Raw genomic sequence first — 16,433 nt, forward strand, 5'->3', positions numbered from 1 at the left:
CTTTGTCGCGTGTGCTACGCGATGCCGTTCGAGCACCCTACGTGGTTTGTTCGCGGACGCTCGTCGCACAATCGGTCAAAGCTTCTCGGCTTGCGCGCGGATCAGGCCTGCCGCCAGGCCGTCGGCGGCGTGTCGGATCAGCGCTGCGCTAAGCGCGGCAGTCGCCCGAACCGTGTCGTCGAACTGTTGCAGTGCGCGGAACACGGCACCGTGCTGGACCTGCTCGGCGAGCGGAATCCGCGGCACCTGGGCCCGGCGTACGTCGAATCTCAGCGTGGCCGATGAACCGCCCGCCTGTCGCTCGTTTGCGGAGGTGCGCAGGTGGCCGGCGAGAAACCAGGGATCGAGCGTGTCCGGGTCGCAGCGCAGGAGGTGCAGCCCGCGGCCGAGCATGGCGGGCTCGTCGCCGATGATCCGGGCGGTGAGGTGCGGCGCGAGCACCGGCACCACGACGTCGCCGGGTCGCAGCGGGATGGCCGGCGCGATCCGCCGGTCCATCTGGCCGGACGCTGGTCGCCCGTACAGGACGTCGTCGCTGGTCAGTACCGGATAGTCCGGGATGGGGCCGGTGTCTGCCGATGCTGCTCGGACCGGTCCGAGCAACTGGAGGTTCCCGGCGCGGATCAGGTCGCCGACCGCGACTGCCGGCAGCGGACCGGCAGGGTCGGTTGCCGGGCTGAGGCAGGGCATCAGGTCTCGGACCGACCCGACCAGTTCCGCCAGGCGTTCTTGGCTTTCCTGGACGGTGATTGCGCTGTTCGGTCCCGAGGCGGGAGCGGGAGCGTGTCGGCTCGGCGTGAGGTCGACTTCCTCGTCGAGTAGGTCGATCAGCGGAACAGCTTGGGCCAGACCGGCGCCGGTCTCGACCGCCTCGACGAGCTTCGCGTTGCTGTCGTTGACGTCTAGCGCTGTGGCATCAATGAGTAGTACAGCGGAGGCAGCGGTGTCCCGGTGCAGGATCCATAGGTGGAGGCCAACCGCGTGCGGCGCGGCGGCACCCGCTGGAAGCGCGATGATGGCCTGGATTGCGCCGCGACGCAGAAGTTCCGCGCGGATGCGGCGACCCGCACGCCGGCTGGCCGCCGACGGAGGCATCAGCAGGACCGCCCGGCCGCCGGGCTCAAGGTGGGCGAGACTGTGCTGCACCCAGGCCAACTCCGGTTCGGTACGCGGTGGGACGCCGAACTCCCACCGGCGGTCGTAGCCGAGCTCTTCGTGACCCCAGTTGGTTAGACCGAACGGCAAGTTCGCCACGACGGCGCCGAACGTGCGGCCGGTGAACCCGTTGTGGCGTAGCGAGTCGCCGGTGTGGATGTGGCCGGCCAAGTCGTCGACGGCGACCCAGAGTTCGGCGAGGCGGGTGGCGGCGGGGTCGTTGTCCTGGCCGTACACCTCGGTGGCGCCTCGGCTGATGGCCGCGCGCAGCAGCCGTCCCGTGCCGCAGGCGGGGTCGAACACCGTTCGGCCGCGGACTCCGGCCAGTGTGACCATGAGATCGGCAAGCGTGTCCGGTGTGGTGACGGCACGTTGGCCGGGCAGGTCGGCGAAGCGCTGCCAGAGATCCACAAAGACCTTGCGGTGGCCGTGGTGAGCGGTGAGTGAGTCGAGGTCTGGTCGCAGATTCTCGAACGGCAGGGACCGTACGCCGCGCAGGTGATCGCCGACAGCGGCGAGGGCCGCCGCCGGATCTCCGGCCGCGGCGAGCAGGGCACGCCACAGCCGGTCCTCTGCCGCGACTTCGGTGAGCTTTCCCTGCCCGGCGAGCCACTTCTCGACCTCGTCAAGGTCGAACTGCGGGCTTACGGCAGTGCCTCCGACCGGGGCAGGGAACGACTCGTAGCGCTTGCGCCAGTTGCTGACGGCGGCCCGGCCGACGCCAGCCAGCCGCGCGATGTCGGCGGCGGTGACGCTCGCTCTCGGCTGCATGCGAGCAGTGTACACAATCCCACCGCGATATCTACGTTGACATAGTTCACGGACGCTGCTCTTATTGACGGCGCACTGAGACTTCCGCGACGAGCCGCCGTCCGTCAGTCCATCGAGGGCTTCTCAGATGCACCCGTCGTCGAGTCGGATTGACGACATGGCTTGGTGTCGATTCCTTCTCATCAGAAAGTTCTTGTATGTCCCGTCCGTCCACTGTTCGTGCCTGGGTTCCCGATCCGCGGATCGTGCTGGCCCAACTCGCCAGCGGGATCCTGCGATACGCGGAGGAGACCGCTGACCGATCCGCGTTTCGGCTGCCGTACCCGGCGAATCTCCAACTCGCGCTGGACCGGCTGAGTCTGCTCGCCTGGCACCAGGAGACTGCGGCTCCGGCGAGCGTCGTGGAGTTGCTGCAGTGGGCCGGCACCCCATTCGCCGACTGGCCGCTCACGTTGCCGGACGCCGACGTCGACCCGGAAGAGTCCCTGCTGGCTCATGGGCGCCCAACGGCGATCTGCGAGGAACTTGGCAGCCTCCGGGGTGACGTCGAGGGGGAGATGCGGGAGAACGCGCTGATCCGCGCGGTGATGGACCGGACGCAGGCCGCTCAGGCTCCGGCTTCCTACGTGGCCTTCCGTCGCCTTCTGGTGGAGCACCCGGTGCTCACCGCGCTCGAGCTGGACGTGCGCCTGGCCGACCCGGATCTGGCACTGGTCGCCGATCAGGTCCGCCAGGCATACCCCGACGCGCCGCCGGAAGCGGCAGCGGATGGCGTCGTCCGCACGTGTGGCGGTTGCGGCGGGCTTCTGCTCCCGCTGGACGATGACCGCACCTGGACCTGTGAAGACGACTCGTGTCCCGATCCAGGACGGGCAGGCCCGAAGCATCCGGCCGCAGAAGGCGTGCGGTGGCTCCGGCGAGAACTTCGGACGTTCATCGCCGCTCCGGGCCGAGCGGAGCTGCGGATCGCCCAGGCGATAGAGGGCATGGGAGCATCCGTCGCCCTGTGGCCGGACTTCGACGCATGCGACCTGTCCGTGTTCGCCGAACGACCGTGGGTCGCCGACGTCAAGGCATGGCGGAACCCCACCCGGTTGGGGCGGGCTCTGCGGGCGCGGATGTTCACAGTGCCGGCCGACGCCGAGCGGGCGTTCATCGTCATCGGGCAGGAGCAGGTCAGGGCCCAACAGCGCTACATCGAGCGGCTCCGCCGAGCCTGCCCCGCGGTACGGCCTGGCCAGCGCGTTCTCGCCGTTTCAGAAAAGCAGTTCCTGGAAGCCGTACGCCGACGGGTGGAGAACGAGTCGTGAGGCAGATCAGAACGATCGAGAACCGCTTTCGCCGGGCGTTGGAAGGCAGCTACACGCCGACCGAAGGGCAGCCGTCGGCGGCGGCCCTGATGCGTACGGAACTCTGCCTCTACCTCTTGGCGGGCGTAGCGCAGGGCCAGGCAGCGACCGGCGTGCCGGCGCTGCTCGACGGTTATCGAGCGCTGTGGGACGCCGTCGAAGACCCGCCCGCCGACGCCGTCGTGCGGCTGACGAACGCGCGCACGATCCTCTGGCCCAGCCGCCGGTCCTACGGGTGGGACAACGAACTGCGCGCCTACCTGGCGGTACCTGAGGAGGTCCGCGGCTTCCGCCTGGACGACCTCGGGCGCCCGGTCCGGCGCGAGTGCCGTGTCGCCCCGCAGCGGTGGGACTGGTTCGAGGAGTTACTCACTGCCCCGCTGCCGTTCGCCCCGGTGCAGGCCCGGTTCGCCGAACCCGGCCGATACCGCATGGCGTCGACGGCACGCGGCGTCGGCATCGCCATCCCGGACGATCTGCCTGAGTCGCCGCCGCCGGCACGGCACGACATGACGGTGCGCGCCCGGCAGGCGGTCGAGGTCACGTGGTCCAATTTGGTGGCGACCGCCCGGTGGATGGACAACGCCGACGCGACCGCGGGCCGGCCCGATAACAAGTGGACCGAACGCCTGCAGGACATCATCGTTCAGGTCCGCCGCGGCGATGACACCTTCGTGGAGTCGTCTTCGCTGCGTATAGACCGAATGCTGCACCTGGTCGGCATGGTCAGCGTCGGCAAGAGCACCCTCGTCATGATCCTCGCGGTCTGGGCCGTCCGGCATCAACTCCAGGTCACCATCGTGGTCGGCGACAACTCGGCTGCGCTGCGGGCGGCACATGAGCTGTCCGCGTACGAGGGAGTGGCCGCCGCTCCCGTCATGGGTCAGAACCGGACCCGGCACGCGGAACGACTGCACCGGCTGCAGCCGCCGTCTCCTGGGCGGTTGCTGCCGCGGTCGCCGTACGGCTTCGACCTGGTGAGCACCGCCTGCGGGCTGGACGGAATGCGCGAGACCGCGACGCCGTTGGCGGTCCGGGAGGCCCCGTGCCAAGACCTGATCACCGCTGACGGCGACGAACCCCTCGACGGGTGGCGCAGCGGAACACGCCGGACCTGCCCCCTGTGGCATCGCTGCCAGCGGCACGAAGCGGCCAGGCTGCTGGTTACCGCGAACATCTGGATCGCAACCCCATGGAGCCTCGTTCACACCCGGGTTCCGGCGCCGCTCAGCGACGGTCAGCTCCGCTACCTCGAAGCCGCGTGGCGCCGCAGCGACCTGATCCTCGTCGACGAGGCAGACCAGGTGCAGGCGAATCTCGACGCGATGTTCGCCAACTCGCAAGTCCTGCTCGGCCGGAGCGACGAGGCGTGGATCGACGAGATCGGCACTCGGGTCAGCGACCGTCTCCGCGCGGCAGGCCGGGCGCAGGTGCGTTCGCGACAGATCCGCCGGTTCATGCTCGCCCTCAACAACGCCCGCACGGCGTCCGACGTGATCTACCAACTGCTGCACCGCGACCGCGTACGTCCGGGGCAGCCGGTGCTGAGCTGGCTCGACCCCGACTACTTCACCGCGTGGTCGCTGTTCGACGGCCTCGCCCAGGACTGGGCCGGGCTGACTGGCAGCAAGGACCCAGGGTGGGATGATGACCCGCTCTACCAGGCGCTGCGTAGGCAGTTCAACGCCTTCATCGACGCGCCCACGGACATCGCCCAGGACGGCGTAGCTAGGGGCCTTGCCGATCTGACGGAGCGCCTGCTCTCGGACACGGATGAAGACGTACGCGAAAGCGACGTCCGTCGGTGGCTCACCGATCTCACCGGTACGGAGCTGGTCGAGGGCATCAAGGTCACGCCCAGCGACCTGGATCGCAACGTGTGGCGGCTGGAGTTTGCGATCGCGGTGGCCGTGATGGCGCACCGGCTCAACCTGATGCTGGCGATGTGGCCCGAGGTCGCTGCCGAGCTCGAGCTTTTCGAAACATTGCCCACCGAGATGCGGCGCCCGCCGCTCGATCTGGCCGTGGCCGTTCCCGAGTCGCCTATGGGCAACGTGCTCGGCTTCCAGTACATCGAGGACGAGACAAGCCGCCGCGACGGGCAGCTGGGCGAGTTCCGCTTCTTCCGCTACACCGGCGTCGGCCGAGCGCTTCTGGTGAACATGCCTGACTTGTTCCCTGCCGACGGCCACGGCCCGAACGTCATGCTGCTCTCCGGTACCAGCTGGGCCGGCACCTCACCGCGCTACCACATCGACGTGCCGGTGGGCGCGATCCTGCGGCCTCCAGCTGAGAAGCTCGCCGCGATCGCCCGGACCACATTCGCTCTCGATATCCAGCACGCGGGGGAGCGCAGCACACCGATCTGGGTGTCCGGCCGATACGGCCTCGAACGGACCGCCGCTTTGAAGCAGATGGTGGCCGCCCTGACCCGGCCCGGCGCCGGACCCCGGCAGCCGAATCGGCTCGAACGCGAACGAGCTGGCCTGCCGCCCGACCGGGAGAAGATCATGCTGCTGGTCGGCAGCTACGCCGAGGCCCGCACGGTCACCGACGAGTTGCTGCGGCAGAAGTCCTCCTGGCAGGGGCAGGTGCGCTGCCTCGTCGGCGACGACGAGCAGGAAAGCGGCTGGGACGACACCCATCTGCTGCGCCGCACGGACGTCGCCGAGTTCGGCACCGACGACGACGCGTGGCTACTCGTCGCGCCGATCCTCGCCGTCGAGCGTGGGCACAACATCCTGAACACCGCCGGCGTAGCCGCGATCGGCGCCGCCTTCTTCCTGGTCCGCCCTCACCCGCGGCCCAAGGACCTCAGCTACGTCACCCAGCGCATCAACCAATACGCCCTGGAACAGCTCGCACCGACTCCGATCGACGAAGGACCCGACCACGAACGACCCGCCACCGCGGGTCGGCAACGCCGACGTGCCGCGCAGCGTGAATGGCGCCGGCTGCTGCACGCGCTCGTGGCCTACAGCCAGCTCGGCACCAGCGAACGCAACCGAGTCGCCTGGACCCAGCTGGTCACGATCTGGCAGGTGGTCGGCCGCCTCCTGCGTGGTGGCCAGGCCGCCAAGGTCTATTTCTGCGACGCCGCCTTCGCCCCGAACACCGCGCGCCGTGGCGACGATGTCGCCGATCTCGACGATGCCAGCTCCAGCCTGCTGTACGGCATGCGCGACATCCTCCAGCCGTACTTCGACTCCACCGGCACTCACGCCGACCGGCACCTCGTTCAAGCCCTCTACCAGCCCCTTTACCAGGCCCTCAGCGCGATGGGAGACCACTGACATGGCACCCCGCTACGACGAGCTCGCGGTCACCGTGCTCCGGCTGGACCCGGCCCATCCGATCCGCCGCGGATATCAGCTCATGCGCTTCCCGGGCCGCTGGAAGGAACCGCTGCGCCGGTTGGCCCAGGCGCGCCGCGGCGGTGATGTCGCGAGCATCCCGATCGGCTCACTCAACGAGGCCATCACCGCGCTGGTCCCCGACTGCGTCGTCACCCTGCCGTACGCCGGCCGCGGCGACGCAGACCAGGACTGGCTGCTCGCCTACCGCGAGATCAACCCTGCGGCGATATTCGCCCTGGTCGCCGCGTGGGTCCGGGCGCAGAAGGCCACACCGGACCAGATCCAGCTGACGCTTGCCCAGCTGAATGCCACGGATCTGGCCTGGTCGCCCGTGCATTTGGATCTGACCACGCCCGACGACCGCCAGCGCGCCATGCGTCTACTGCCCATGGAGATCGCCGCGACCCTGTCCCGCCCCGACGCCTGCTGTCCGCACAACAACCTGCGGTTCCTCCGATGCCCGAGCCCCGATGGTGCAGAGTTGATCTCCTGGCCGGCCGAGCGGATCGAGGACCAGACGCCGTTCTCCGTCAAGGTCGGCATCACCGCGCAGACCCTGCCGACGAGCGAGGAAGTCCTGATCTACCTGTCGTTCGGCGTCCGGCGCTGGATGCCGGTCCGCGGCAAGCTCGCCTCCGACCACGGCCACTCGGTCTACCTTGCCCCCACGGTGCCCTACCTGACCGGACTGGAGAACTCCCGCCATTTCGGCACCGCCCGCATCCGGCGGACCAGGGTTACCGCTGCCGACGGCACGACGGCCTACGAAGCCCGCTGGGACGACGCAGTCGCCCAGGTCCTCCAGGAAGCCGGCTGCCTCGACCGGCTCCCCGACCCGGCGCAACTGGTCGACAAGCCGATGGACTACCTGCAGCGCCACGGCGACGCCTCAGCGCTGGTCTACAGCACCGGAATGCTGTCGAGCGAGAAGGTCAGCGCCGGACTGTCCGTCGCCGACCGCGAGCCGCTGATGACCTGGATCGCCACCGAGCTGAACCCGCAATTCCGGCTCGCCACCCCGCTGCCACGCGAAAAATGCGCGGTATACAAGGGCCTCGGCGGCGCCATCGACGGCCCCATCTCCGCCAGCTACCTCCGCGACATCGTCGGCCCTCGCCTGGACATCGAACTACTCACCGACACCGAGCCCGCCACCAGGTACGCCCTCGACCGACTGGCCACCCGCCTCGGCGTCAGCGCACCCTCCTCGGCCGACCTCGACGGGACGGGGACGCTTCTCGACTTGGGCGACCTCACCGTCAGGATTCGGCACATCCCGGCGCCCAGCATCCGCGCTGACCTCGAACGCGCCGGACGCTCCACTCGCCTTGCCGTGCAGGCCCGCATCGAGGACATCATCGATACTCTCGGGACTGCGTCACACCCCACCATCAGCCTGGTCGAGATCGGCCACCCGGACGACTACCAGGGGAGACGCCGCGGCGACGATCCCAAATTCGCCATCCGCCAGGGTCTGCTGCAGACCGGTCGGCTCAGCCAGTTCATCACCCCGGTCGCCGACCCGAAGCGCCCGCCGCGCGTTCGTGAGGGCAAAGAACCCTCCGATGCCAACCGCGAACGGTTCGCGGCAGCCGTCGACGACCTGTTCCGCCAGCTCGGCGTCCGACCGCAACCGCTTCCCGAGCCGGTCCGAGGCACCATACCGCGCCGACCAGCGGTTCTCGGCATCTGGATGATTCGGCAGAACAAGGGACAGGTCTGGGGAGTGGCCCGACAGGTACCGGTCGCGGTACTCGCCGACCCGACCGGTCGTGAGGTCCAGGTCTGTGCACCCCAAGTGCCGTGGCAGCCGCTGCGCACCGGCTTGATCGAGATCGGCAAGCGCTACGTCGAGGCCAATCTGAAATGCGGACCGGAAGACGTCGTCCGGTTCATCAAGGACGTTGTCGACCAGGCCGTCGACGCCTACCCCGACACGCTTCTGCTCACCCACGCCCAAAACCTCCGCTCGGTCTGGAACACCCTCGCCAACAGCCGTATGCAGCTGGACGCTCTCGGCTTCGGTGCCGGCGAACCTCAGCCGATCGGAAAGCTCCGCGGCCTACGCCACGTGCGGGTGCGCACCGCGGAAGGCGGCGAAACTCCGGAGTGCTACGGCGTCAGCGCCACCGAAACTGGCCAACCCAGGGGGCTTTGGCGCTTCCTGCTCGGCCGGGTCTACGGCAGCACCAGCACCAAACCCAGCACCAGCTCCGGAGCACTCAAGGGCGTATCGAAACTTGTGCCCGGCGAACACAACGGGAAGCTCCAAGCACCGAAGGCGAAGGCTCAGGTCTGGAACCCCCAGTTCATCGAACTGACCGTAGCTGGGCTCCAGGACGGCGACAGCCCGGAGCACTGGGCCGCCCTCGCCCACGACCTCCGCGACGCAGCACCCTACGCCCGGAACACCACCATCCTTCCCTGGCCGTTGCACCTGGCAGAGCAGATCGAGGAGTACCTGCTGCCCTCCAAGGTCGGCACGACGCCCTCCGCCGACTCGTCGGAATCGGAATGAGGCTTCTGATCGTCGACGAGGCGATAGGCCGTCGCGATATCGTCGGTGGGCTATGACGGACGCTACGGCATTGACCTTCGACGACTACGCTGCGGAGTCGGCTGTGCTCGGCATCTACCGGCAGGTCTTCGCGGTGCTCGCTCGCGAGGCCAACCGGATGGTGGACGATGCGGAATCGGTCCGGATCGACGAGGCGATCCTGCAAGCTTTCGCCGGCTCCGGGCCGAACGGCATGACGATCGAACAGGTGATCACAGCCTGCGCGGGCTTCCCGGCCTCGACGGTGCGAAGCCGGTTCGATGTGCTCAAGTCCTACCGTGCGGTCACCCGGGTGAACGAGCGGGCGCACGAGATGTTCTACCAGGCCGCCTTCGCCCCGTACGTGATGCTGTTGTTCCTGCGGCGGCTTTCGGAAACGGGCGGCCAGGCCGAACTGCACCGGATGCTGTCGATGGCGCGGCTGGCCGTCGAGGACGACTCCACCACGTTGGAGGATGCCCGGGATCACCTGCGGGAGATGACGAACGTCTTCCGGCTACTGGCTAATCCGATCATGCAGCTGGCGAAGTCGGCGACGGTGGAGGCGCTGCGGGCGCAAGCGCAACCGCTACTGGGCAACAGCGATCTGCTGGACAAGGCGCGGATCTATCACGATGCGGCGGCGACCCGGTGGCCGCAGCTGCTGCCGGAGTGCACCGAGCTGCGGATGGCCCTGGCTGCGTACCGAGATGCGGTGAACACCGCGGCGCGCCGGTTGCTTGCTCACGCAGGGAAGACGCGAGCCCTTGGGCTGTTGCCGGCCGAGCGGTGGCGCAGCTTCGCCCGGGAAAGCAGCGCCGAGGTGTTGGCACAAGCGTTGGATGGCCTGCTCTTCGACGCGCCGGCGCCGTTCTTCAGCGCGGACGACCTGCTGGATGCGGTGGAGGAAGGGCTTCGCACCGATACGGGTCGGTTGCCGCCGCCCCGGCCCCGTATCGACGACGAGCCGCCGCCGACCGATCTGGATTCCGACCCGGAGGCAGAGGTTCTGGCGGCTCGGGCCGAGGAATTGCTCGACGGACGTGAGACGGTGACGGTGGCGGAGCTGCTCGCGGATGCGGGTGACTGGCCGGCTGGGCGGCGCGTGTTGTCCGACCTGACGGCGATCCATCTGAGGTCCGAGCTTCCGTACGGGCTGGCCTGGGGCGACGGGTTGCGCATCGACGTGACGTCGCCGCGCACCTGGGTCAGCGACGGCTGGTTTACCCGTCGGGGGACGGCTGCGGGATGAGCGAGCGTGACACGGCACTGTGGTGGGCTCGGATCCGGTCGGGTGGCCCGCAGCGGGTCTCCGCGGGCGGGCCCACACCGGCTGGGCTACGCAGACTCGTCGAGGCCGATGCTCAGGGGGTCTGGATGATCCCCAACCTGCCGGAGAGTGCCGGTCCGGTGGTGCTGGCCGAGTACGGACTGCCGGGTACGGCGATGCCCGACAGCAAGGGCACGCTTCGGGTGCTCGGCGCCTGCATACGCTGCTGCTGGCCGGACCCGGGGACCGACCTGTGGCCCGGCCAGTCCGCCTCGATCACTCATGTCGGCCGGGTGCTTGAGCGGCTGGTGCCGGGGCGCACGAGGCTGAGCAGGCAGCAGCTGCTGTCCGGTGGCTTGCGCCGGCTTGCGACGTACGGCTGGGTGTTGCTGCAGGAACGGACGGACACCGTGCGCCTCGGGCCGCGGGTTGCGTCCTGGGGTGCCCTCGAGTTGAGCACGATTCGAGAGTTGTGGCGGGTGATACCCGACGACACCGCGCCGGACGACCGGCGGGAGGCGTCGTGACGCGACCTAATCCGATATTCGAGGAGGTCCTGGGCTCGCTGCCCGATCGGCAGCGTGAACTGGTCGAGGCGGCTTACGCGGTGTTGGAGCACAGCAGCGAGCCCGTTCACCGCCAGTACCTGCCTGCGCTGCAGGATGCGACGAGTCATGAGCGGCTGGAGCAGCTGCTGCGCCGTACCGGCCGCACGTTGGTCGCCGTGGATGGCCTGCATTTCACCTCGGGATTCGACGACACCGTGGCTGCGGAGTTGACGACGATGAACTGGCAACCGTTGCCGCTGGTAGACCGCGCGGTGCTGGTGCTCGTCCTGGTCTACTCGATTGCGATCCCCCGCAGCGAGGAACAAATCGGTCCGGATGCCTGGACGAGCCCATACCCGACCACCGCCGGCGACATCTTCAGAAACAGTAAGGTGCCGGTCGCGGAGGCTCGGGCGGCGCTGGGCCGGCTTACCGCCAGCGGACTGCTGCGGAACGTTCGGGGCAAAGAGCACGAGGGCGGCTACGTGCCCGGCCCGCAGTTGCTCCGGCTGACCCCGGCGGCCCGCGAGCGGTTGCAGGATCAACTCATCCTCGCTGCGGCACCGGATCACCCCCTCGCGGCAGTCGTCCGCGAGCGCCGCCAGAGTCACCAGCAGGGAGCGTGAACGTTGACGACTCCGGTCGCGTCCTCGGACGGCCCCGTCGAGGACCTCGTCGGGGCCCGCGTCCTGGCGGGCATTCAGATGATCAATATCTCGCGCTTGTCGACCCATCCGGTCCCGATCACCGCGCGGGGTTTGATCACTGTCGCCGGGCAGGGGCCCTCGGACTCCAACGGCGCCGGGAAGTCCTCGTTCATCGCCGGCCTCAGCCTGCTGCACGCCGACGATCAATGGCGGCTGCAATCCGGTGCCCAGGCTGCGGCGGAACTGCTGTTCACCGCCGAACTCGCCGGCCAGGAGGCGATGCATGCCAACGCGGAACGCGGCTACATCATCGGGGTGTTCGTCCCGCCGGACAGTGACACCGTCGACGACCTGGACGCGTCCGCGCTGACCGTCTGGCTGCGGATCAACCGGCAGAGTCCTCATCTGGAGCTGCGGTGGGCGTCTCGCCTGCACGTCGCCTACGGCGACACGGAGGATGAGCGGGCCGGCGGCGTCGACCGGTTGTGGGACGCGCTGCCAAGGAGCAACGGGCGTACGGACATCCGGGCCAACCGGCTCGCCCGCACGCTGTACGGAAGCACGGTGCGATGCGTCTCGTTCCTGTCGACGTCGGTGCGGGCCAGCCCGACCGCGAACCTACTCGCCCAGCCGCTGAACGAACTGTCTCCGGAGCGGATCTTCGACGCGATCGGCGCGCTCACCGGACTGACTCGGGAGATCGAGCAGGAGCAGAAGGCTCGGGCCGAGGAACACGACCACGCCGCCACCGCCGAGCAGGCCCAGAAAGACTTCGAACTCTGGGACGAGCGTATGGCCGTGGTCGAGAAAGGCATCGAGGACAGGGAACGCGCTCGAAGTCTGCTCTCGGAGGCCCGCGACACATGGCGCCACCGCTGCGCCCGACGCCTCGTCGACGGCACGGACGAGGCAGAGAGCATCGCCGCCACGCTCGACAACAACGAACGCCACCGCCGGGAGTTGGACGAGGCCATCGACCAAGCCGACCAAGCGGTGACCCGGCTGTCCGACGACAAGGCATTCGAGGCCAGCTACCGCGCCCGGGTGAAGGCCTACGACGACGTCAAGAACACCGCGGACGACCTGCACAACGAGCACAGCCGCAACGTCGGCAAGGCCGACACCCTCTCCGGGCAGCTCAGAACGCTGCGAGAGCAGGCCGATGGCGCGGATGGACGCACTGTGGCGGAAGCCGAGGACGAACTCCGGGTTGCCGAGGAGGGAGTCGGAGCGGCGCAGCGCGCCAAGGGCATCACCGATCACGCCCGTAAGGCGGCGCTCGAGGCGCTGGAAGCCGCGGAACGCGGCGAGGACGTCGCGGTGGAGCAGGTACGCGCGTTGCGGACAGAGGGCATCACGGCGGTCCCGCTCGTCGACGCGGTGTCGTTGACCGACGACCAACGAGCAACCTGGGAGCCGAGACTCCTGCCCTACCGGCACGCCGTCGTAGTCGAACACCACGCTGCCGGGCGAGCCGTCGCCCTGCTGACTGCGATGCCGGGATCGCTACTCGTCGAGGCGGACCGCACCGGTCAGGTGGCTACCGCCGGCCTGCCGAGCAGCACGGACACCGCCCTGACGGTCAACGGCTTCCTTGCGGCACTGCGTGAGCGCAGCGGTGTGGAGCAACACATCGACACGATCGCCGGAGTGCACGGCGTCGCCAACCTTCCCGACGCCCTCACCGGCAGGGCGGGCCGGATCCGGGCGGCACAGGAAACCCTGGCCAGGGCCACGGACGCCGACAAGGAGGCCGATGAGGGCATCCGGATCGCGAAACGTGCACGAGACCGCGCAGCCGGACACGTCCGCGGGGCACAGGCCGAGGTAGAAGCCGAACGGGTCGACGCGTCGATCTCCGCGCTGCGAACGCGTAACGCCGAGATCGAGCAGGCGCAGAAAGATCTCGCTCTCCCCCTCCGGCTGGCGAAGGAAGGCTGGGAGGCCGCGCTCGGCGAGCGCGTCGCGCGAGATCAACAGATCGAAGCGGCTAACGCCACCCTGACCAACCTCAGGAAGGAACTCGAGCAAAACCGGAAGGATTGGAACACACTGACCGACCAGCGCGCCGCCCTCGACCTTCCCGGTCGGCAGGCTGCCTGGACCGGCACCGTCGACACCGCCCGGCAGCACCTGCTCACCCTGGACGAGCAGGAACAGCTCAGATCAGCTGCCGAGTGGGACGACCTGAGTGCCCGGCTCACCGACGAGACCCGGCACACGTGTTTTCCCGCCGACGCGCCCGAGCAGCACCTGCCAGAGGAACTACGGGTCGTCGACGACCAGCGCCGCGACCGCCGTTCCGCCGCGTACATCCGCCTGATCCCCGAGGTACTGCGGATCGTCGGCTCATACCTCGAAGAACGCGAACTCCTCGACCAGCGAAACAGCGATCAGATACGCCACGAGCGGGCCGACAAGACCCTCACCCTGCGTGGCGCCCAGGACGCTCTCGACGAGGCCAAGAAGGCGTCCAACGCCCTGCGCGCCACGACCGCTACCGCCATCAAGAGGAAGCTGCGGCAGGTCTCCGAGGAATTCGATCGGCTCGACCAGGCGTACGGCGGATATGGCGGCGGTCTCGACTTCCCCGAACCCGAGGCGCCCGCCGACCCGCAAAAGGCCTGGCAGTGGAGCATCACGCCGCGGTGGCGGCGTGGCGAGGGCAAACCGCCCTCTTCATACCGGCTCCGCGGCAACACCGCCCAGATGGACGACAAGGCCGTCAAGCTCGTCTGCGCCGCCGCACTCGCCGGCTGCCGCGATCGGCCGCTCCTGCTGGTGCTCGACGAACTCGGCCGGAACCTGGGCTCCGCTCACCGTCGCGATGCCGTCGCCCTCTTCGAGAACATCGGTCGCGACCGCGCGATCAGCGTCGTCGGCGCACTGCAGGACGACATGGAGCGATACGCGATCGGGTCCTCCAGCTTGTACATCAAGCTGCGACGGCCCTCCGACATCGTGCCGTACAACCAGGCCCCCGTCGTCGTCGGCAGCGACGCGGACGCCGCACGAGTACAACTGCTCGCCAACTGGATGACGTCCTTCCGGCCGGACCCAGAGACATGACGAACCCCAACGAGGACATCCCGGAACCCGAACAGGACACCGAGATAGCGCTCACGTGGATCCGGGATCACCCCGGCTTGACCGCCTACGCGCCGGTTCCGGCCAGCGGTCGATTTCCGCGCGACAGCCGGAACCGGCCACGCCCCAGGAACGCCCGGCTACGCCGCGCCGACCCCGACCTGCCGCCAACCCGGCCACCAGGTCTGCTCAGCGACGGTGACTGGGCATGGATCATCCGTACCGAGCACACATGGAGCAGTTTCGCCGCCCGATTCGGCGACCAGGCATACCCGATCGCGGTCGCCCTCGCTCAAGCTGGCTGCATCACGATCGGCCACAACCTCAACGGCAGCTCCCTGGTGCAGCCACCACGCCGGGTTTACCCACACCCCGACCTGGCTGCGGGCGAGAACGAACGCCGCAACCGGCGCCGCGACAATCGCACCGCCCTGCAGAACCAGGCGGTCGAGCTCGCCTCCATGATCGTCGACGACTGGCCGGGCGTGGCTCAGGCGCTGCACGGAACCGATAACCCGGAGCGGCTCGGCTGGGCCATCAACGCCGCACTCGATCTCGCCGACGGCCGGATCCACGACTCCGTCCGCGCCTTCGTGCAGCACCACGCCGGACACACCAAAGCTCGCGACGATGTCCACCATCTGCTCGCCGACATGGGATTCGAACCAGAAGCGCTCTCGGCCCTCGGCCTGGCCCGCAGCCCGTACATCGGCCTCGGCGGCCCGATCCAACTCCACTCCGCCGGCGGATTCCTCGATCTGTCGGTCCTGCCGGGCCCGCACGACATTCGGCTCAGCCCGCACCACCAGCTCCGTTTGAAGCTGCCGGACAATGCCGAGTCCTTACTCGTCATCGAGAACCGGCAGGCTGCTGAGACCATCTGCGACATCCGCCCTTCCCAACCTGTCGTCTGGTGCCACGGACAACCACCCGACGCCGTACTTGCCCTCATCGTCCAAGCCGCTCACCAAGCCACAGTCACGATCATCTGCACCGACGCCGACCTCGGCGGAGTACGCATCGCCGCCCGGATTCATGACGAACTGCCGGCAGGTACTGCCGTGCACGTCGTCGACGTCGGTGCTGCTGAGCACGATGCCGGGCGGCTCTTCAACACCCACAGCCGGGTCCGGCTGCAGCAACTCGCCGCCCGAACCGACCAGATCGGGACCTTTGCCCAGCATTGCCTGGACCGTGGATATCCGATCGAACAGGAGGCAACTGCACGAGCTGCCCTTCGCGAGGCGCTCAGCTCGGTGAACCGGTGATCGGCCGATCCCGACCGCCGCACAGATGTGGCTCCGACGACGGCGGGACGTCGCCTGGGCCCCACCAGAGGGCGATTAGACATCGGCGCCGAGGGTACGCGCGGCTCAAGGTCATGAATCGAAAGGCGAGCTTCTTCGTTCGGGCCGACCGAGCTTGACCAGCTGAGATTGCCTACCGGCGCCGATTCCTGCCAGAGAAGTACCCGCAGCTGCTGGACGACGAACCGATCGAAGCCTTCGTCATCGACGACATGGACGACCCGACCCACGTAGTCGACGACGCGTTCAGCGTGATCGACGAACTCGTCGGCGAGGGTGAGCCCTACCGACGCTAATCCGGAGCAGGTTTTAAACTCGACTCCACCCTGGCCGTCGAGCGCTCGGCCCAGGGTGACCTTTCTGGGTGTGAACGGGGCGCCGTCGACAGTGACCCCGCCTGTCCGCGG

The 16,433-nt window shown here is 68.5% G+C and carries 9 protein-coding genes; 8 read left to right on the top strand and 1 reads right to left on the bottom strand.

From position 1 onward, the window contains the following. Positions 1 to 75 precede the first annotated feature (75 nt). A complete protein-coding gene (locus ACQP2F_RS04735; protein ID WP_433300966.1) occupies positions 76 to 1,926 on the bottom strand; it encodes an N-6 DNA methylase in 1,851 nt (616 codons plus the stop codon). Positions 1,927 to 2,123: 197 nt separating this feature from the next. On the opposite strand from ACQP2F_RS04735, the gene ACQP2F_RS04740 reads away from it, so the two are divergent. From ACQP2F_RS04740 to ACQP2F_RS04775, 8 genes are all read left to right on the top strand, one after another. Then, a complete protein-coding gene (locus tag ACQP2F_RS04740) occupies positions 2,124 to 3,236 on the top strand; it encodes a hypothetical protein (RefSeq protein WP_433300968.1) in 1,113 nt (370 codons plus the stop codon). After that, entirely contained in the window at positions 3,233 to 6,568 is a 3,336-nt protein-coding gene (locus tag ACQP2F_RS04745) for a transposase (protein ID WP_433307345.1), read from the top strand. The genes ACQP2F_RS04740 and ACQP2F_RS04745 overlap by 4 nt, the downstream gene beginning before the upstream one ends. Before the next feature lies 1 nt (position 6,569). Further along, complete coding sequence (locus tag ACQP2F_RS04750) at positions 6,570 to 9,149, top strand: pPIWI_RE module domain-containing protein (protein ID WP_433300970.1); 2,580 nt, start codon at positions 6,570 to 6,572, stop codon at positions 9,147 to 9,149. A gap of 70 nt (positions 9,150 to 9,219) precedes the next feature. Continuing rightward, on the top strand, positions 9,220 to 10,419 hold the full coding sequence (locus ACQP2F_RS04755) for a hypothetical protein (protein ID WP_433300972.1): 1,200 nt from the start codon (positions 9,220 to 9,222) through the stop codon (positions 10,417 to 10,419). A 125-nt stretch (positions 10,420 to 10,544) separates the two neighbouring features. Continuing rightward, positions 10,545 to 10,964 (top strand): hypothetical protein, encoded by a 420-nt coding sequence (locus ACQP2F_RS04760; RefSeq protein WP_433300974.1) that lies wholly within the window; start codon positions 10,545 to 10,547, stop codon positions 10,962 to 10,964. Beyond that, complete coding sequence (locus ACQP2F_RS04765) at positions 10,961 to 11,611, top strand: hypothetical protein (RefSeq protein WP_433300976.1); 651 nt, start codon at positions 10,961 to 10,963, stop codon at positions 11,609 to 11,611. The genes ACQP2F_RS04760 and ACQP2F_RS04765 overlap by 4 nt, the downstream gene beginning before the upstream one ends. 3 nt (positions 11,612 to 11,614) lie before the next feature. After that, a complete protein-coding gene (locus ACQP2F_RS04770) occupies positions 11,615 to 14,701 on the top strand; it encodes a hypothetical protein (RefSeq protein ID WP_433300977.1) in 3,087 nt (1,028 codons plus the stop codon). Continuing rightward, the gene (locus ACQP2F_RS04775) at positions 14,698 to 15,987 is read left to right on the top strand and encodes a DUF2399 domain-containing protein (RefSeq protein WP_433300979.1); all 1,290 of its coding nucleotides are present in this window, start codon (positions 14,698 to 14,700) and stop codon (positions 15,985 to 15,987) included. The genes ACQP2F_RS04770 and ACQP2F_RS04775 overlap by 4 nt, the downstream gene beginning before the upstream one ends. Positions 15,988 to 16,433: the final 446 nt, after the last annotated feature.

It is taken from the genome of Actinoplanes sp. CA-030573 (genome assembly GCF_050951115.1).
In the GTDB taxonomy this organism is placed as follows: domain Bacteria; phylum Actinomycetota; class Actinomycetes; order Mycobacteriales; family Micromonosporaceae; genus Actinoplanes.

Bases quoted from the DNA above. Each gene is read 5' to 3' on its own strand.
- ACQP2F_RS04750 (WP_433300970.1), top strand. From the start codon at position 6,570: ATGGCACCCCGCTACGACGAGCTCGCGGTCACCGTGCTCCGGCTGGAC.
- ACQP2F_RS04740 (WP_433300968.1), top strand. From the start codon at position 2,124: ATGTCCCGTCCGTCCACTGTTCGTGCCTGGGTTCCCGATCCGCGGATC.
- ACQP2F_RS04735 (WP_433300966.1), bottom strand. From the start codon at position 1,926: ATGCAGCCGAGAGCGAGCGTCACCGCCGCCGACATCGCGCGGCTGGCT.
- ACQP2F_RS04775 (WP_433300979.1), top strand. From the start codon at position 14,698: ATGACGAACCCCAACGAGGACATCCCGGAACCCGAACAGGACACCGAG.
- ACQP2F_RS04760 (WP_433300974.1), top strand. From the start codon at position 10,545: ATGATCCCCAACCTGCCGGAGAGTGCCGGTCCGGTGGTGCTGGCCGAG.